This window comes from Octadecabacter dasysiphoniae, assembly GCF_021532615.1.
Lineage (GTDB): Bacteria > Pseudomonadota > Alphaproteobacteria > Rhodobacterales > Rhodobacteraceae > Octadecabacter > Octadecabacter dasysiphoniae.
Map to the genome: position 1 here is coordinate 500,973 of NZ_JAKGAQ010000001.1, position 16,998 is coordinate 517,970.

Here is a 16,998-nt window from a genome sequence, read left to right on the forward strand (position 1 = left end):
GGTGACAAAACAGAGAAGTTTTTGGGGCAGTTAGAACAGACCAAAAATGAACTTCGCCAGAACAATGTTGTAAGATTCCCGGTAGCATGGCGATCTGTTAGTCGAAGTCCGGAGGGCTAAGTACTTGAAGCCAGATGGAGGCGAGTACCGGAATCGAACCGGTGTACACGGATTTGCAATCCATCGTCTTTCCTCACAAAAATAGACACTTAGGGTCAAAAAAGTATCAGGACATTTGGCGAACAAGAAATGAACCTGATACCCGTGTTTTGGCAGGCTCAAAGCCATGAGCGGCATGGCGTTGATCTGGGCCGCGAATGTCAAAGGCTTGAAACCCGCCGCCAAGATTGTGCTGATCCAACTGGCTGACTTCCACAATAAAGAGACCGGCCAGTGCAATCCCAGCGCACAGCGTTTGGCGGATGAATGCGAGATGGGCCGCGCTACACTTTTTCGGCATATGACGACGTTAGAGGAATGCGGCCTTGTCACGCGCCATGCCCGTGGGGATGGCGATGGCGGGCGCGGGTCCAATCAGTATGAGCTGCACCTCGACATTTCCCTCGGTCCAAGCGCACGCCCGAAGGGTGGGGGTAGCGATCCTAATGGGGTTGAGTCTCAAAATGAGACGGGGGGAAACGTCTCAAAAATGCGGGAGAAAAGTCTCAAGGGTGAGACGGGGGTAGTCTCAAATCGGGACAGGAACCTTACCATTGAACCTAAGAAAGAACCTCCTTCGCGCAGGCGCGAGGCGGTGGAGGCTGAGAAGATTTTGGCGGCCTATCCGCCCGACCGTTTGCGGGGCAAGGCGGTCTGCATTGCCCAGATCGAAGAGGCCATGAAGGAAGAGATCGAATCCGAGGACTTGCTGTTAGCGGTCCAAGCCTACGCCACCGACAGCGCAGGATTCACTCGTTCGAAGGTCTGCTTTTCCGACAACTGGTTTCAGTCGCGGCGCTGGCTGGCCTTTGTCGAAAGGCAGGCGGAAGATCGAGAAAAGGCGACGGCATTACAGGTTGATCACCACAAACGGCTGGCCTGTTGGATCAGCGACCGCAGCCCGATGTGCAAGCACATTACGGCCCCGCAGGTCACGGCATTGCTTGCCTCAAAGCTGGTCACAACAGCCCAAATCCAAGCCGCTGGCCTCAGAACATGACCGCAACCGATCCGACCACAGAGCAGACAGCAAGGTTACCCACCGATTACATCGGCGGGACTTGTGAGGGGCGGCGAGCCTCCCCTTCAAACCCCAACCAGACGCGCGAGGAGCGCGTCAAGGAAGGCCTTTCCGAGACTGTGATCTTTCGATGCACAGTTGCGGAAAAGGCCGCGCTTGTCGCCAAAGCGGACGCGGTTGGACTGCCCAATGCCACGCTGATGCGTGAGGCTTTGGGGCTGGTCCAAGCACGACGGCGCAAGCCCGTGCCGCGTGTTGATCCGCTGTTGACCGTTGCCGTCGCCCGCGTTGGCGGCAATCTCAATCAACTGGCGCGCTGGATCAACGGGGCCGTTAAATCTGGCCGCGCAAGCAACATCGATGCACTCAAGGTCAGCATGCGGCTTGTCGCGATTGAGCGCCAGCTTGCGCAGATCATTGGCCAGCACAGCGATGGCCCGCGATGATCATCTCGTTCTTTTCGTCCGGCACGGGTGGCGGTGCGGCCCCCGTCGATTACCTGACCGCCCCCGAGGTTTTGGCCTATGACGAAAACCGCAACCTGATCCGCGATGAATACGGCCAACCGCAGACCAAAATTCGCGACCCACTGCCAGAAGTGCTCCATGGAAACCCTGACCGGACGCGGGATTTGATCGACGCCAGCGCGAACAAGTGGAGCTACACCGCTGGCGTGGTCAGCTTTGCGGACAGCGATCAGCCCAGCGAGGACGCCCAGCAAGAGGCCATTGAGCTATTTGAGGCTCTGGCCTTTGCGGGGCTTGAGGCGGATCAATACGACTGCCTTTGGGTGCGCCATGTCCACGAGGGCAATGTCGAGCTGCACTTCTGCACGCCGCGCTTGGAGCTGGCGACGGGCAGGGCGTTGAACATCGCACCGCCCGGCCATGAGGCCGCGTTCAGCACATTGCGCGACGTGTTGAACAAGACCCACGGTTGGGCCGACCCGATGGAACCTGACCTTGCTCGTGACTTCAAACTTGTACGCGAAAGTGCTGACCGCGCCGAGGCGAGGCAGGTCATCGTTTCCGCGCTCTATGACCAGATCGACGCGGGCTTGATCACCGACCGCGCGTCGATGGTCGCGTTCTTTGAAGACACAGGGTTCGAGGTCACGCGCCAAGCCGCAAAATCAATCAGTGTCCGCGATCCTGAATTTACGAAACCGTTCAAACTTGAAGGCGTCCTGACCCATGAAAACTGGTCCACAACCCGACACGCAGAAATCGCGGCTGAGCATGAAACTGACGCAGATGCAAACCGAACAAGAAGACTTGATGGCATCTCACATGACAGCCTTCGTTCGGACCTCGCGGACCATGTTGAACGACGCGCAAAATACAATGAAGAACGATACGGCGCACTTTCTGTTTCACAACAGGAACTTGTTCGAGGAACGAATCGAACTGATCAAGAATTGGATGACGTTCTCACCTTGGATCATCACGGGGATAATCGTGACGGGGATCGCCTTGATGATGGTCGCGAGCTGGCTTTGGACGGTACAACTGACGCGCTCGGAACTGACCGAACTGGGCCTGACGCGGATCGACAGGGAGGACGGGACATGGCTGGTGCTGGACCCGACCAAGACGCGACTAAGGAGCTGTACGCTGGGCGGCAGATCAGTGACCTGCATCAAGCTCGAGGAGAACTAAATGACGGCAACCCTGACAGCCTTGGAACGCGACTTGCTCGCCTGCGTCGAGCGGTTGGTGACGGCCTGCGAGGTCTCAGCAAAGGAATTGAGCGGATTAGAGGAACGCTCGACGAACGGGATGCAGAGCCAGATGGATGGTATCGCACAATGCGTGACGCTGCTGGTGCGTTCGCAGGCCGTATCAATGCAAGCATTGCGTGGATTGTTGAACGAGGAAGCGAGCTACGCGACGCTGGACGAACAATTGAGCAGGAGCTTGAGCTTAGCGAAGGACGCCGAAGAGAGGCTGAGACAGAGCTAGAAGCGCGGGAGGTCGAGATGGACCGGAGGTTGACGCATTGATGTGGCAAAACCGATTGACAAATGGTAACGTATATGTCACCAACGGCCGTAATGAATAAGCTTGTTGTCTATGTCACCGAAGCGGGGAAAACGCCGTTTGATGATTGGTTCAATGGTCTGGATACGGCGGCAGCATTGAAGGTGCGAACGGCGCTTGCACGGATCGAGACCGGAAACCTTGGCGACGTGAAGCCAGTCGGACAAGGCGTGTCAGAGCGGCGCATCACCTTCGGCCCCGGCTACCGTGTCTATTTTGGGCAAGACGGGGATACCTTCGTGATCCTGCTGTGTGGCGGCACCAAGAAGCGCCAGTCGAAGGACATCGAGCAGGCCAAAGCATATTGGGACGACTACAAGGCCCGCAAAGAGGAAGGCGAATAACATGCCCCTGACGAAAGACTTCAAAGACACAATCAAGGCACGCGCCGAGCGCGATCCTGAATTTCGCGCTGGTCTGTTCCGTGAAGCCATTGAGGCGATGCTCAGCGACGATTTGGAGACGGGTAAGGTGCTGCTCCGTGATTATGTGAACGCCACGGTGGGGTTCGAGGCCTTGGCGCAAGACATGGACAAAGACCCCAAGAGCCTGATGCGGATGCTCAGCGCCAAGGGAAACCCACGCGCTGACAATTTGCTGGCAATGGTATCGCGGTTGAAGCAGCGTGAACGGATGTCGTTTTCAATCACCCCGAACGATAGACAGCATGTGTAGCGTTTCGCTCAACCAGATTGCGCTTGGTCAAGACCCTTTGCCCTATTTGAGAGCTGAAAGCTATTTTGATCGGTGAAGCTTTCACCGCGTGATACGGTTTTGGCTCGTTTCGAACTAAGTCTCGGGACACCTGACTAATGTAGGTTTTCTATCTTGGTCAACCACTGGGAAAAAACTGGGCACTCTTCGCGCATTCGAGCTAGAGTCACGTCCAGTGCTGCAACGTTCCCGTGAAGGACCTTGTTATAGCCGGGCACGAGCGCCTTAATTCTCTTTGAAGGAGCCGTAATTGGACTGTCGTTGATGTGCTCAGGTGTTTCGAATGCGTCGCGGATCCCTTGAAAGTCAGCTGCCATAGCACTTTCGCCCATCCCCTTGGCCATTAAAGTGGGGTCGCTGAATAAGAGGCCTTCGAACTCATACATCGCCACAAATGGTATAAACCTCGCGGCCATGACCGCACCGTAGCGGTATTCAAAATCTTCAGAGAGCGCGGCTTGTATGTGCGCAGCTTTTCCAGCGACGTCCATTGCCTCGCAACCAGACCGTCCTGGCCAACCCGTCTGCTCATTCGCAGGCAGCGCATAGTAGTCAACAATTGTCGTTCCAAAAGCTTCCTGATCTTGGGCCAGATGTCTAGAAATCTCAGTATGAACTGAATCCCAAGGGCAGGCACCACCGCGCCTTTTTCGAATTCGTGACCTTCCAACTAGACGAGCTGAAACCCCGGTAAACCCTTTAGTGTAAAGGTGCGGCGCGAGGACAGAATTGACGAATTCTTCTTCGGTCTGGCCTTCTACATGAACTAGGATGCGCGTCACTTGTTATTGCCCGCCCGGTCTTCCGCCAATTTCATTTTTTTCCCAAAGTTCACCAAGGCTGTAGTCATCAAGCCATTCTCCAAGGTCTGATTTGTCCAGCCTTTCAAAAGAGGATGCGCCTCCATCATGTTGCACCACGACGACTTCTTCGGGTTCAAACATGTCAAGCAGCATGGGCGACTGCGTCGAGATGATCACTTGGACGTCTTTTGAAGCCTGTCGTACCAAAGCTCCCAAAACGGTGATGGCTGAGGGATGCAGACCCAGTTCAGGTTCGTCCAATAGAATTACCGAAGGTTTGTATTGTTCCGGCTGTAATAGAAGAATTGTCAACGCAATGAATCGAAGTGTGCCGTCAGAAAAACTGGACACATCAAAGTAAGACTCCGTCCCACGGTGCATCCACTCCAATCGAATTCTATCTTCGTCTAGCGATCTTGGCTCAAGCACGAAATCATCGAAGAAAGGAGCAATGCGCCGGATAGTATTCCGGATCATTCGATATTCTTCCTCGTGCTTTGTTTTCAGCAGATAGAGGAAAGCGGGTAGGTTCGCACCGTCGGCACGGAAGTACCTGTTATCATCGACGTTCGCGGTCTTCTTCAAAGGTGATGTGTCGCTGGTGTCATGGAAATGGTACACGCGCCAACTTTGCAAGGCACTTCGGACGTGCGCCCTAACGGAAGCAGAGCTTTTTGAGCTAATTGCAGCTTCGGCGCCAGCACTGCTCAAACCTTCGGCATAGGGATGTGGGTACGAATTTTTTTTCCAAAAATAGACCGTTTCTGAGGTTGGTACCAAACCATCCTCTACTGTTGGGGATAAAGAGATTTCGTACTGATCCACATGATCGTTGAGGTAGACGTGAAGGGAAATCTCCGAGGTTTGCTTCGAACCAAAGTGCAGAATAGAATCTGCCCCACCAGATTTTTTAACATAGTTCTCTAAGCGGCCTTCGGTGATTTCCCGGAGGAACTTGAAAACTCCAATAAAATTTGATTTGCCTGACCCATTGCCCCCGATCAAGACATTGATATCCTTGATGTCGAGGTTCAGCTTTGCAATGCTCTTAAAGCCGCTGATGGATATTTTATCTATTCGGGCCAATGTGTTATGCCTCTTCGAGCCTGTTTTCCGCCTTGGTCATATCCGCTATCATACCCCGGACTTCCTGCGATTGTCTTCTTTGCAAAGCATTTGGCAGTTGGCTGCGTTTGTTTTGCCCCCTGCGTGCCAAGGATCGATGTGGTCGGCTTCCATCCCTTCAATCGGAAAGGTCTGTTTGCAGACGGGGCATTCGCCGTTTTGCCGTTCAAACGCCTCGGTTCTATCTTTTTCGGTGAACTTACGGATGCTTAGGTGGCGTTCCTTGCCGTCGAAGATGTAGCTGTAAATGCCTGATTTGGCTGATACATCATCATCAATAAGCAGACGCTTGACCTCATCTTCTGCCTTTGCAGCATCGATAACTGCGGGGCCATATTCGTTGTAAAGCGGCCCCCACGGAACACCCTTCATCTGTTTGCGATACTTGGGAAAACAGGCCTGCGCCCATTCGATGACAGCTTGGAAATAGTCCCAAAGTTCTTTGGCTGACTGCTGCTTTTGATGGTCCGACATGTATTGCTCTATGTCGCCACCCGGTGCGTGCCACATAATTGCCGTTTCAAGGTAATCTTGTCGGATCGCGGAGCCTGTCAGATAGTTTGAGCCGATAGCCTGTGCGGGGCAGTTTGGGCGGCTGAACCACTTTTTGGCGTCTGTGACCCATTCACCATGGTAGACCGCGTTGCGCAGCTCTTGGTTGGTAAGTTGCTCGCCCGCGATGTTGATGGTTTTGAACCATTCAAGTTTTTCTGTGTCGGTGCCGCTGCATTGGTAGACTGTCAGCGGGTAGTCGAGCAGCTTTTCCTGTTCATCATCCTGCAGATTGTGAAATGCGCGCTTTTCTTTGATTGTGCCGAACTGAACCGAAAAATCGCCTTGGACATACTGGCACAGCGAGATTGTGCGCTGTTGGCCATCGATGATCTCGAACTCACCATTTTCGCGCACAGACCAATACATGACATTCAAGGGGAAGCCCTTGGAAGCAGTGTCGATCACAGCATCGCGCTGAGCGTCTTTATAAACGAATTCACGTTGGAAAGGTGGCCGGATATCCAGCTTGCCGCCGTAGCCCGTGACGCCGCCTTCGGTATTGTCTGTATAGCTTCCGCTTAGCTCTCGGACAGTGATTTCTTTCAGGATAATCTTCATAGTGCTTTGTTCTTTATTACTATTCTGGCGTAAATTTCTTTTCCGTTTATGCGAAAGCGGCTAACTCTCCCCGTTTGTTCTTCGACTAGCACCCGATCAATGCCAAGTATCGAAAACTGATCAGGGTTGTATTTATTCATGAAGGTGATCGGCACACCCATCAGGCCTTCATAGTCTGTGGGGATCTCATTTGTCTTTGAGACTTCGATGGCGTCAAAATTATCGTATTTTGGATAGGAGGCGGGGTCATACGTCTTGTAAAGCGGCAGGACTTCGTGCCGTTTTGAGTTGTCTAGGTTGGTAAACCAGCAGGTGTTGTTGGAAGAAACGACCCGATTGCCATGCTCGTCCATGCGTGCTTCCGTCCCGTGCAATGGATAATGGTCTGGGACAATGAAGCCAGAAAAATTTCGATTGCTGTTAATTCCGATCCAGAGCTTGTCATCTTTCAGCAGGCTGAAAATGTCCTTGTAAGCAATCGCGTTCCACGTCCCAACCACAAGAAACTTCTTGTCGTGCTCTACCAGTTGCGCAACATATTCGCGGAAAAGCGAGAACGGGGGGTTTGTCACAACGATATCGGCTTCCTTGAGCAGCTCGACACATTCCACGCTGCGAAAATCGCCGTCACCATTGAGCGTCTTGATACCAATTTCTTCTAAGTCAGGGACCTTATTTTGATTCTTGTCGCCTTCATACTCAAGGTAAATCGCCGCCTCATTATCATGGCGACTGAACAACTCCATATCCTGACTTTTGTAGCAGGTCGTGATCAACTTCTTTAGGCCGAGCTTTTCAAAGTTATAGGAAAAGTAGTGAAAGAAGTTGCTGATGCGCGGATCATCGCAGTTGCATAACACAACTTTACCTTCAAAGTGATGGCGATAGTGCTTCAGCTCTTTTTCAACATCAGCAAGGCGTGTGTAAAATTCGTCACTTTTAGCTTTGCGCGCTTGCTGCAGCGTCTTGTTGGTGGCCACCCTTGCCATATTGTCTGCTCCGTCTTTTTGTTGTTGCTTTCTTGGTTAGCGACCGACGTCTTACCGATCAAAAATCGAAAGTTCTTTGCGCCGGTGCTTCATCAATATGCGCAGAAGTCTTTGTGCGATGACTATGCCCACGGGGCCGAGCACCACCATGGCGAAGTAGAGGGAACGCGCAATGTCCCAAGTTGCCTGACCTGACGTGGCAATCAGTGCAATCACGCCACCAAAAAACAAGAACGCGCCCGAAATGCCAACTTGCCGCGCAAAGGTAAGAACCTCTTGGTCGCAAGGATCCAAATCAGATTTTGCGACTTTGGGCTGGTGATATGTGTCAGTCATGTCGGCGTTCCTTTCTAGAGTGTGTCGAAATATTTGCAGGTAACCTGCGCTGGCGTCTCGCCAGTTTGAGCGGACTGGGCGGCGACAAAGCCAATTATCTTGCCAAGCTTGGCTATTGGCAAACCTGCCTCTCGTCCCTCGTTTTCGGTAAGGACAGCAATCGCGCAGGCTTCCGCCAGTTCTGGATCGTTGCTTTTGTGAGCCTTGCCGACTCCCGTCAGTAACCACTCTAAGTTAATGGCGAACGCTTCACTAATCTTGACTGCGGCTAATGCGGGAATCTCACGTTTTTCTTGTTCGTAGTATTTGTAGGTGCGGTCTGACACGTCGATTGCGGCGGCCATGACGGGCTGCGTCAGGTCATTGTCCTTGCGAATTTCTCTCAGTCGCAGGCCGATTCCAGACAAGTCAGTTGACAAGATGCACCTTTGGTTATTAAAAGTGACTAATAGTGCACTTTGGTTGTGTTCAGGGCGATTTTGTTCACTCTTGCATTGTTCAGAAGTAGAATCCAACGGAAAGGTGAGCCGTGACCAAACCACTCGAAACACCGAAAGAACTGGCCGATCGGGTAGGCCTGCCCGTGACCAACATCCGATATCTGATCCGCGAGGATATGCTGGATCATATTTTTACCGCACCTGGACAGCGCAACCCGAAGATTCCCAGCGGCGCTTGGGAGAAGTATGTCTCTCAATTCACGGTCAAAGCGCAAAAGCCGGCGCGATGCAGAGCAGGCCAAGAAATGGGGGCAGACAAATGACGCGGCACACACCCATCATGGCCAGTGAGACCACTGCCGCGCGGTTGCTCGATCTGCGGACAAACGAGTTCAAGGCTTTGGTCGATGAAGGTCACCTACCGCCGGGGCATGAAATTGCGCCCGGCGTTGTTCGTTGGGATACTGAGGTCCTCAAACGAATTTCAGCGGGGGATGTGGCAGAGCTATGGGATCAAATTCAGTGGTAGGCCGACGCAAGAAATACCTTTGGCGGCATCCGTCCGGCCGTTGGTATGTGCGCAAGAGCGTCAACGGGAAGATGATTTATCTGGGACGTATCACTGCTGAAGAGGGTACGGCTGAATTCGACCGCCAATATTGGGAAATTTTAAGTGGCAAAAAGGCTAATGTAAAAACGTCGTGGACTGCGCTCATCGGCGCAATGCGAGAAACAGACAAGTGGGCCGGGTTTTCCCCCCGCTACCGAGGTGACCTTGAAAATGCCTTCGAATATCTGACCGAAAAAATCGGCAATATGGATGTGTCTCGGCTAACCCAAGCCGATATCTACGAGGCGATGGACCAAAATCGCCATCGGGTCAGGTTTGCCAATTACCTTCCCACAGCGATCAGCATGTTGTGCAAGTTGGCGATCCGAAAGCGTTGGCGTGACGACAATCCTGCAACCGAAATAGAACAGCTCAAAGTTCCAGAAGGTCGCAAGAAGCCACACTTGCCATGGACCGATTGGGCTGTTGAGAAGATGCGGGAAGAGGGCGCGCCATTGCCTCGTCTGATTTTTGAGATTGGTGTCGGAAGTGTGCAGCGTCCCGGCGACTGGGTGGATTTTCAATGGGGCGACTATGACGGCGATACCCTTAAACTGCGCCAGAATAAGACAGATACCGTCCTGTCACTGCCCTGCACGATTGCACTCAAGGCGGCACTGGACGGTGCGAAGGCCGATCTGGGGTTCGCGCCCCACCCATCGCGCCACATCCTGACGCGCGCTAACGGTTCCAAAATGGACTATCACGCGATGGCCCGTGTCATGGTGCGCGAGCGTAAGCGGTTAGGCCTGATGGCCCATGACCAACACGCCTTGCGGTATCGCGGCGTGATGGAATTGGCGTGGGCGGGATGCACTGACGATGAAATCGCCAGCTACAGCGGCCACACATCCAAAGAGATGATCATCAAATATGCGGGTGAGGCGCGGCAAATCATGCGGGCGCGACAGGCGGTAGCAAAGCGCAAATGACCCCGAACAGAACAGGCACAGAACGTGAAACTGATACCAGAGGTGATACCCAATGAGCAGGAAAATTCGTAACCCATTGTTTTTATTGGAGGCGAGTAGGAGAATCGAACTCCTGTACACGGATTTGCAATCCGCTGCGTAACCACTCCGCCAACTCGCCGCCTTGTGGTCTGGGCTGCGTTTAGCGGCCAACGGCGCCGGGTTCAATGGGGGAATTGGTTGACTTGGGCGGTTGTGCAAATGTCGCGCAAAGGGCCGTTGCCCACGCCACTGCGCTGTGGCATGAAGAACAGGTAGAATCTGAACGAAAGAGTTTAGCTCGTGGCCAACTACCAAAACCGCAGAAATCTGATGGTCGACACACAGGTCCGCCCGTCTGATGTTACCAAATTCCCGATCATCGAAGCCCTGCTTCATATTCCGCGCGAAGACTATGTGCCGGACGATAAGCGCGATGCGGCCTACGTTGGCGAAAACATTGCGATTGGCGGCGATCGTGTTCTGCTTGAACCACGCACATTGGCGAAGATGCTGGACGCGCTTGATGTGCAGCCCAGCGATGTTGTGCTCGATCTTGGATGCGGGTTTGGCTATTCAACGGCGGTTCTGGCGCAGCTTGCTGATTTTGTCGTCGCTGTTGAGGATGACGCGGCCCGCGCCGAAGAGGCGCAGCAAATCTTGTCATCCCACGGCGTAGACAATGCGGCGGTGTTCGAAGCACCCCTGGTCGAAGGTGCGGCGAAAAATGGCCCCTACGATGTGATTATTCTGCAAGGTGCTGTGGAAACCATTCCTGACGCGTTGTTGGCACAGATCAAGGAGGGCGGGCGCATCGCGGCAATTTTTGCCGAGGGTGCGTTGGGCGTGGTCCGTGTGGGCCGCAAGATTGACGGCATCGTCAACTGGCGCATGTCGTTTAATGCAGGTGCGCCTGTGTTGCCCGGTTTTGCCAAAGACGCGGCATTTACGTTTTAAACAACTTCAACGGTAGGGGCCGCATGGGCCGCCCCGAGTAATTCTAAACGGGGACTTGATCATGACCAGCTGCCGGACGTTCCTTGCAATGTGTTTTGCTGCAACTGTATCCGCATTGCCTGTCAGTGCAGAAAGCCTTGGCGATGCGTTGCGTGACACCTACCACAATTCCGGCCTGCTGGATCAAAACCGTGCGTTGTTGCGGGCCGCAGACGAGGATGTTGCACAGTCATTGGCTGCATTGCGTCCCGTGATCACGTGGCAGGCGCAGGCGATTTATGCGACGTCATCTGCGGCAACGACAAACAGCTTGTCAGACAGCCTTGATGGGACGATTTCCGTCACGGCGAGCCTTTTGTTGCATGATGGTGGCGCAAGCGCACTGGCAACCGAAGCGCAAAAAGAACTGGTGCTGCAAACGCGCCAAGGTCTTGTTCAGGTTGAACAGCAAGTCCTGTTTCGCACCGTGTCTGCCTATATGGAAGTGCGTCGCGCGTCTGAATTTCTGGCCCTGCGCCGCAGCAATGTCGGTGTGATCACTCAGGAATTGCGCGCAGCACGGGACCGGTTTGAAGTCGGTGAAGTGACGCGCACAGATGTGTCCTTGGCCGAAGCCCGCCTTGCCGCCGCGCGCAGCCTTTTGGCCGCAGCCGAAGGTGGTCTTGTGCAGGCCAACGAAGAATATCGCGCGGCGGTCGGGCGTGTGCCGGGCCGTTTGGCCGTGGTCAGCCCTGCGGATGTGCAACAAGATCTTGAGGCCGCGCGGGCCTTTGCGGTGCGCCGCCATCCCGATGCGCTGGGCGCGCAGCATGCCGTGTCCGCCGCAGAACTTAACATCCGTCGTGCCCAAGCGGCGCTAAACCCCACTGTGGGGTTGAGCGGAACATTGGGTTTGAACGACACCGGTGATGCCACCCGTCAACTAAGCCTGACCTATGGCGGCACGATTTATCAGGGCGGCCAGCTGCAATCGATTATTCGACAGGCGCAGGCACGTCGAGATGCATCCCGTGCGTCCCTTTTGATCACGTCCCAAACCATCAGCCAGAATGTGGGCAATGCCTATGCGCTTTTGTCGGTGGCCCGGGCCAGCCGCGATGCTTCGACCCTGCAAGTTACTGCAGCCCGCACAGCATTTCGTGGTGTGCGCGAAGAAGCCACATTGGGTGCGCGGACCACGCTTGATGTGTTGAACGCGGAACAAGAACTGCTGGATGCGCAGGCAAACGCGATTTCTGCGCAAGCGGATGAGGTCGTAGCCAGCTATCAGGTATTGGCGTCTATGGGCCTGCTGACGGCGGAACACCTGAACCTCGGCGTGCAATCCTATGATCCGACAGCCTATTACAACCTCGTGCGCGACGCGCCGGCAACGGTATCGCGCCAAGGTCAGGCGCTGGATCGTGTTCTGGAATCCATTGGCGAATAGATAACAGTTTAGTTGATCAAATCCCGACTATCTGTTGTTTGGATTGTTTCGGCAGGGTAAACAGTACACCTGAGGCCAAAGCAGGATAAACAATGTCCGATCCCGTGACGAACGTAGAAATCGAAGACGTCTTGTCGTCCATCCGTCGCCTTGTAAGCGATGGAGATAAGGCGCGTACGCGTGATCCGGCCCCGGTTGAGGCGACCGATAAGGCACCACAATCCGAAGCCGAAGAAGCCCCCGAATCGACACCGCAAAACGATTTGTCGGATCGTCTGGTACTGACGCCCGCATTTCTTGTGGTGGATGGGGACAATGAACCCCGCGACGCCGATCATGCGCCCCAAGACGATGCAAATGATGATGGCGACGACGAGTGGCACGAAGAAGACTGGCCGGACCAGCAGCCCGAGCCCGAAGCCGAAAGCGATGTGGACGAGGCCCCGCTGCCGCTGACGGAAATGGTTTTCGAAGACGTCGATGATGACCCATCCCCGGACGATAGCGCGCCGTCCGCGACAGATCGTTCCGGCCTTGTCGCAACGATAGCCGAACTCGAAGCGGCGATCAGTGCTGGTGACGATGATTATGAACCGGACGGCAGCGAAGCGGTGTCTGAAACAATCGCTTGGCCTGGTGCCACGGCGCGTGATGTGGACGCGATCGAAGATGCCGACATCAGCGATGAAACCGAAGACGACGCCGTCCATGACGATGAAAACCACGAAGACGCACAGCAGGGCGTCGAAACAACTACGTCAGACCACCAAGACGCCGAAGACGTCCCGACAGATGCCGACGAAAGTGCTGAGCAGATTGACGAATACGGTGACGATGATCTTGATGGACTGCTTGAAGCAGGCGGGGCGACGCTGGACGAAGAAGCCCTGCGCGAATTGGTGTCCGAAGTCGTGCGCGAAGAACTGACAGGCCCGCTGGGCGAACGCATCACACGCAACGTGCGCAAACTGGTCCGCCGTGAGATTTACCGCATCCTATCCAGCCAGGAATTCGACTAAAGCGGCACAGTTTCGGCGAGGTTGAGCAGGCCGTCAATGTCCAAATGGGCCTCAAGGTGGTCAGCCAGTGCGTCAAGCGTGGCATCGACACCCGCATCGTAGTGCATCGTTTGAACCGGCGCGCCGATGCCCGCCATATAGGCGTTGCGAAATCCGTCAGACGTGAACAGCCCATGCAAATAGCAACCTTTGACGCGCCCATCGGCGCTTGCGGCACCGGCGCGCCGACTATCCAGTGTCAGCCAACCGTTGCGGCCGTCCGGCCCCGTCGTTTCGCCAATATGGATTTCATAACCTGTCACAGGATCGCCCGTCGCGTCATAGGTTGCGTTGCTGAGGGTGACAGTCTTTTGCGCGGACATCACGGTTGTGACATCCAGCAACCCAAGCCCGCGCACACGGGTTGCAGGGCCTTCAATGCCTTCGGGGTCTGCAATTTCGCGACCCAGCATTTGATAACCGCCACAAATCCCCAAGACATGCCCACCGCGCCGAACGTGGGCCAGCAAATCCGTATCCCACCCTTGCGCGCGAAAATGCGCGAGGTCGGCAATGGTGGATTTTGACCCCGGGATCAGCACGAGGTCCGCATCGCCGGGCAGGGGGCGTCCCGCCTCTATGATTTCAACGGTGACATCAGGCTGGGCTGCCAGCGGATCAAGATCATCGAAATTGGCGATCCGGTTCAGACGGGGCACGACGATTTTGATCGCACCACCTTTGCGGGTCGCCACATCCATCACGTCTTCGGCAGGAAGTTTCCATGCGTCCGCAAACCACGGCACAATCCCCAGCGGCACCCAACCGGTATGATCGGTGATTGCTGTCATGCCTTCAGCGAACAGCGTCGTGTCACCGCGAAATTTGTTGATGGCAAACCCTTTGATCCGCACGCGGTCATGGTCAGGAAGGATAACATCGGTGCCAACCAATTGCGCAATCACACCGCCGCGGTCGATGTCGCCGACAAGGATGACAGGGCAATCCGCTGCCTCTGCAAAGCCCATGTTGGCAATGTCGCCTGCGCGCAAATTCACCTCAGCCGGTGATCCTGCGCCCTCTATCACGATAAGATCATGTGCAGCCGCAAGGCGGTGATAACTTTCGAGAACACGCGGGATCAGGTCGGCCTTACGCGTCCCGTATTCACGTGCTTTCATTGTGGCGAACCGTTTGCCTTGCACGATCACCTGCGCACCCACATCCGTTTCAGGCTTGAGCAAGACGGGATTCATATCGGTGTGCGGTTCAAGCCCGCAGGCCCGCGCCTGCAGTGCCTGTGCGCGGCCAATTTCACCACCATCCGTCGTCACGGCGGCATTGTTAGACATGTTCTGCGGTTTGAAGGGGGCAACCGACAAACCACGGCGCACGGCTGCGCGCGCGATGCCAGCCACCAACATGGATTTCCCCACATTGGATCCCGCCCCTTGGATCATGATTGCCTTCGCCATGCGCATCCTCCACGGTACGTGTCTAGCAGGCGCGTAGGTAAGGGGAAGAGCATGTATACACCGACGCATCTGATTTTCGGGATGGCCGCGTTCGGACGCCCTGACGCGCCAAAGATAACGGCCGCAGCGATTGCTGGGGCGGCGATCCCGGATCTGTCGCTTTATCTGTTGGCGGGCACGCATTTGTTGATCCTTGGCACCGATCCGCAGGTCGTCTTCGGCGAAATGTATTTTTCGGACGCGTGGCAAAGCGTCTTTCGAATAGACAATTCTTTTTTGGTGTGGGGGATGGTGTTGGCCTTGGGGCTGGCGCTGCGCCGTGCGTGGATCGTTGCGTTGGCGGGGTCCGCGTTGCTCCATATCGGGTTGGATTTTCCGCTACATCATGATGATGGCCGCGCGCATTTCTGGCCGATCACGAATTGGATATTCGAAAGCCCGGTAAGTTATTGGGACCCTGCACACTTTGGGCGCATCTTGACCCCGATCGAGGTTCTCGTGTCGTGGGGCGTGTGCGCGTGGCTAAGTCAGCGGTATAGGGGATCGGCCATGCGCGCCGTCATCGGCGTGTTCGGCCTGTTGCAGGTGCCTGTTGCTTACGCTTGGGTTGTCGGGGTCGGGACGTAACCGCAATATCGCAAAAGAAAAACGCGACCCCGAGCAGAGGGCCGCGTTCTTTGGCAGTCTAAACTTTGGAAACGATTAAGCGGCTTGGCTTTCGAGTTCAGCGGCTTCGGCCACTGCACGACGTTCGCTTTCTTCACGTGACAGCGCCACGGAGGTGCGAACACCTTTGCCTACGAAGTCCATCAGACCTGTCACAACGCGTTCGTTGGGGTCGATGCCAGCACAGGACAATACTTCGCGACCATCGCGGGACCGGGCCCAGCGTGCGATCTGTTCTGGTCCGTTGCCATACTTCTTGTCGTCTGCAATCGCGTCATCCAACGCGGCCAAGACCACAGCCGCAAATAGCTTGCGTGCGCGGTTGCCTTGTTCGTTGTTGAATGCTGTGCCGTCGACGAAATCTCGCATATTCGGTCCTTGTTGTTATTAGCCTTGTATCTGGCGTGATGGCACTTATGCCCTGTATCCGCCCGATTCGGGGTTCTTCATTTGGAATGGCAGCCATGCGTTTATGGCATACCTGCGACTCTCAGTAAACAGTATCTGGTTGGCTTGCGCGGTGTTGCGACCCAAGATATAGGGTCCGTTAAACTTCCTTCAACCTTTTGACATCATTTGGACACATTTGAGCATGGCAAAGATTAACGGCAACGAAATCCGCATTGGTAACGTGCTTGAGCACAATGGTGGCCTTTGGGTCGCAGTCAAAACGGATCATGTAAAACCTGGTAAGGGTGGTGCGTTCGCACAAGTAGAACTGCGCAACCTGCGCAATGGTTCCAAGCTAAACGAACGCTTCCGGTCCGCCGACAAAGTTGAGAAGGTCCGTTTGGAGCAAAAAGATCAACAATTCCTCTACGAGACGGATGGAATGTTGACGTTCATGGACACCGAAACCTACGAGCAGATCGAACTCCCGTCCGAGCTGTTGGGCGAACGCCGCCCGTTCCTGCAAGACGGGATGATCGCCGTTGTAGAATTCCACGAAGACGAAGCGCTGAACGCGCGTCTGCCGCAAAAAGTCACCTGCCGGATCGTTGAGACCGAACCAGTGGTAAAAGGACAGACCGCGGCCAATTCGTTCAAGCCCGCAATTCTGGACAATGGTGTGCGTGTGATGGTGCCGCCGTTTGTCGGGCAGGATACGGATATCATCGTCGATACCGAAACGATGGAATATTCCGAACGTGCGTAACAACGACGTTTTCGGCAA

Annotated in this window: 21 protein-coding genes and 2 tRNA genes; 13 read left to right on the forward strand and 10 right to left on the reverse strand. The window is 54.9% G+C overall.

All coding sequences use genetic code 11. The features are described from left to right. Window positions 1-135 precede the first annotated feature (135 nt). Window positions 136-208, reverse strand: a tRNA-Cys gene (locus L0664_RS02375). A 78-nt stretch (window positions 209-286) separates the two neighbouring features. On the opposite strand from L0664_RS02375, the gene L0664_RS02380 reads away from it, so the two are divergent. The 5 genes from L0664_RS02380 to L0664_RS02400 are packed head-to-tail and all read left to right on the forward strand — an operon-like array spanning window position 287 to window position 3,894. Continuing rightward, the gene (locus tag L0664_RS02380) at window positions 287-1,159 is read left to right on the forward strand and encodes a helix-turn-helix domain-containing protein (RefSeq protein ID WP_235224026.1); all 873 of its coding nucleotides are present in this window, start codon (window positions 287-289) and stop codon (window positions 1,157-1,159) included. Then, window positions 1,156-1,626, forward strand: coding sequence for a plasmid mobilization protein (locus L0664_RS02385; protein ID WP_235224027.1), 471 nt, complete (start codon window positions 1,156-1,158; stop codon window positions 1,624-1,626). The genes L0664_RS02380 and L0664_RS02385 overlap by 4 nt, the downstream gene beginning before the upstream one ends. After that, window positions 1,623-3,182 (forward strand): relaxase/mobilization nuclease domain-containing protein, encoded by a 1,560-nt coding sequence (locus L0664_RS02390; RefSeq protein ID WP_235224028.1) that lies wholly within the window; start codon window positions 1,623-1,625, stop codon window positions 3,180-3,182. Before L0664_RS02385 ends, L0664_RS02390 begins: the two co-directional genes overlap by 4 nt. Window positions 3,183-3,233: 51 nt before the next feature. Then, window positions 3,234-3,563, forward strand: coding sequence for a type II toxin-antitoxin system RelE/ParE family toxin (locus L0664_RS02395; RefSeq protein WP_235224029.1), 330 nt, complete (start codon window positions 3,234-3,236; stop codon window positions 3,561-3,563). Window position 3,564: 1 nt separating this feature from the next. Beyond that, on the forward strand, window positions 3,565-3,894 hold the full coding sequence (locus tag L0664_RS02400; protein WP_235224030.1) for a helix-turn-helix domain-containing transcriptional regulator: 330 nt from the start codon (window positions 3,565-3,567) through the stop codon (window positions 3,892-3,894). 134 nt (window positions 3,895-4,028) lie between these two features. On the opposite strand, the gene L0664_RS02405 is transcribed toward L0664_RS02400, so the two are convergent. From L0664_RS02405 to L0664_RS02430, 6 genes are read right to left on the reverse strand one after another with little or no spacing between them, the layout of a single operon-like run. After that, complete coding sequence (locus L0664_RS02405; RefSeq protein WP_235224031.1) at window positions 4,029-4,715, reverse strand: DUF4276 family protein; 687 nt, start codon at window positions 4,713-4,715, stop codon at window positions 4,029-4,031. Window positions 4,716-4,718: 3 nt separating this feature from the next. Beyond that, window positions 4,719-5,822 carry an AAA family ATPase gene (locus L0664_RS02410; RefSeq protein ID WP_235224032.1) on the reverse strand — a complete coding sequence of 368 codons (1,104 nt, stop codon included), beginning with the start codon at window positions 5,820-5,822 and terminating at the stop codon, window positions 4,719-4,721. 48 nt (window positions 5,823-5,870) lie between these two features. Beyond that, entirely contained in the window at window positions 5,871-6,974 is a 1,104-nt protein-coding gene (locus L0664_RS02415; protein ID WP_235224033.1) for an HNH endonuclease family protein, read from the reverse strand. Then, window positions 6,971-7,954: an adenine-specific methyltransferase EcoRI family protein gene (locus L0664_RS02420; RefSeq protein WP_418888006.1), complete on the reverse strand. Its 984-nt coding sequence runs from the start codon at window positions 7,952-7,954 to the stop codon at window positions 6,971-6,973. Before L0664_RS02420 ends, L0664_RS02415 begins: the two co-directional genes overlap by 4 nt. Window positions 7,955-8,014: 60 nt before the next feature. Beyond that, window positions 8,015-8,299, reverse strand: a complete 285-nt coding sequence (locus L0664_RS02425; RefSeq protein ID WP_235224035.1) for a hypothetical protein — start codon at window positions 8,297-8,299, stop codon at window positions 8,015-8,017. Between the two features lie 14 nt (window positions 8,300-8,313). Then, entirely contained in the window at window positions 8,314-8,718 is a 405-nt protein-coding gene (locus L0664_RS02430) for a helix-turn-helix domain-containing protein (protein ID WP_215959608.1), read from the reverse strand. Window positions 8,719-8,828: 110 nt separating this feature from the next. On the opposite strand from L0664_RS02430, the gene L0664_RS02435 reads away from it, so the two are divergent. From L0664_RS02435 to L0664_RS02445, 3 genes are all read left to right on the forward strand, one after another. Next, complete coding sequence (locus L0664_RS02435; protein ID WP_235224036.1) at window positions 8,829-9,062, forward strand: MerR family transcriptional regulator; 234 nt, start codon at window positions 8,829-8,831, stop codon at window positions 9,060-9,062. A 17-nt stretch (window positions 9,063-9,079) separates the two neighbouring features. Further along, the gene (locus tag L0664_RS02440) at window positions 9,080-9,268 is read left to right on the forward strand and encodes a hypothetical protein (RefSeq protein WP_235224037.1); all 189 of its coding nucleotides are present in this window, start codon (window positions 9,080-9,082) and stop codon (window positions 9,266-9,268) included. Window positions 9,269-9,462: 194 nt separating this feature from the next. Continuing rightward, the gene (locus L0664_RS02445) at window positions 9,463-10,281 is read left to right on the forward strand and encodes a tyrosine-type recombinase/integrase (protein WP_235224038.1); all 819 of its coding nucleotides are present in this window, start codon (window positions 9,463-9,465) and stop codon (window positions 10,279-10,281) included. Between the two features lie 86 nt (window positions 10,282-10,367). Here the strand turns inward: L0664_RS02445 and L0664_RS02450 are convergent. Next, window positions 10,368-10,441 (reverse strand) — tRNA-Cys (locus L0664_RS02450). Window positions 10,442-10,632: 191 nt separating this feature from the next. On the opposite strand from L0664_RS02450, the gene L0664_RS02455 reads away from it, so the two are divergent. The 3 genes from L0664_RS02455 (at window position 10,633) to L0664_RS02465 (ending at window position 13,704) form a co-directional block, all read left to right on the forward strand. Continuing rightward, complete coding sequence (locus L0664_RS02455; protein WP_268821571.1) at window positions 10,633-11,256, forward strand: protein-L-isoaspartate O-methyltransferase family protein; 624 nt, start codon at window positions 10,633-10,635, stop codon at window positions 11,254-11,256. A 61-nt stretch (window positions 11,257-11,317) separates the two neighbouring features. Then, window positions 11,318-12,685 (forward strand): TolC family outer membrane protein, encoded by a 1,368-nt coding sequence (locus L0664_RS02460; protein ID WP_418888007.1) that lies wholly within the window; start codon window positions 11,318-11,320, stop codon window positions 12,683-12,685. A 92-nt stretch (window positions 12,686-12,777) separates the two neighbouring features. Beyond that, window positions 12,778-13,704, forward strand: a complete 927-nt coding sequence (locus L0664_RS02465; RefSeq protein ID WP_235224040.1) for a hypothetical protein — start codon at window positions 12,778-12,780, stop codon at window positions 13,702-13,704. On the opposite strand, the gene L0664_RS02470 is transcribed toward L0664_RS02465, so the two are convergent. Continuing rightward, window positions 13,701-15,158 (reverse strand): cobyric acid synthase, encoded by a 1,458-nt coding sequence (locus tag L0664_RS02470; protein ID WP_235224041.1) that lies wholly within the window; start codon window positions 15,156-15,158, stop codon window positions 13,701-13,703. The two genes, L0664_RS02465 and L0664_RS02470, sit on opposite strands and share 4 nt — an antisense overlap. 51 nt (window positions 15,159-15,209) lie before the next feature. Here L0664_RS02470 and L0664_RS02475 point away from each other — a divergent pair, with 51 nt between their 5' ends. Beyond that, window positions 15,210-15,785 carry a cobalamin biosynthesis protein CobQ gene (locus tag L0664_RS02475; protein ID WP_235224042.1) on the forward strand — a complete coding sequence of 192 codons (576 nt, stop codon included), beginning with the start codon at window positions 15,210-15,212 and terminating at the stop codon, window positions 15,783-15,785. A 75-nt stretch (window positions 15,786-15,860) separates the two neighbouring features. Here L0664_RS02475 and L0664_RS02480 read toward each other — a convergent pair whose 3' ends face one another. Continuing rightward, window positions 15,861-16,193 carry a DUF6280 family protein gene (locus L0664_RS02480; RefSeq protein WP_235224043.1) on the reverse strand — a complete coding sequence of 111 codons (333 nt, stop codon included), beginning with the start codon at window positions 16,191-16,193 and terminating at the stop codon, window positions 15,861-15,863. Between the two features lie 223 nt (window positions 16,194-16,416). Between L0664_RS02480 and efp the strand changes: the two genes are divergently transcribed. Continuing rightward, complete coding sequence (efp, locus tag L0664_RS02485) at window positions 16,417-16,980, forward strand: elongation factor P (RefSeq protein ID WP_235224044.1); 564 nt, start codon at window positions 16,417-16,419, stop codon at window positions 16,978-16,980. The last annotated feature ends 18 nt before the right edge of the window (window positions 16,981-16,998 follow it).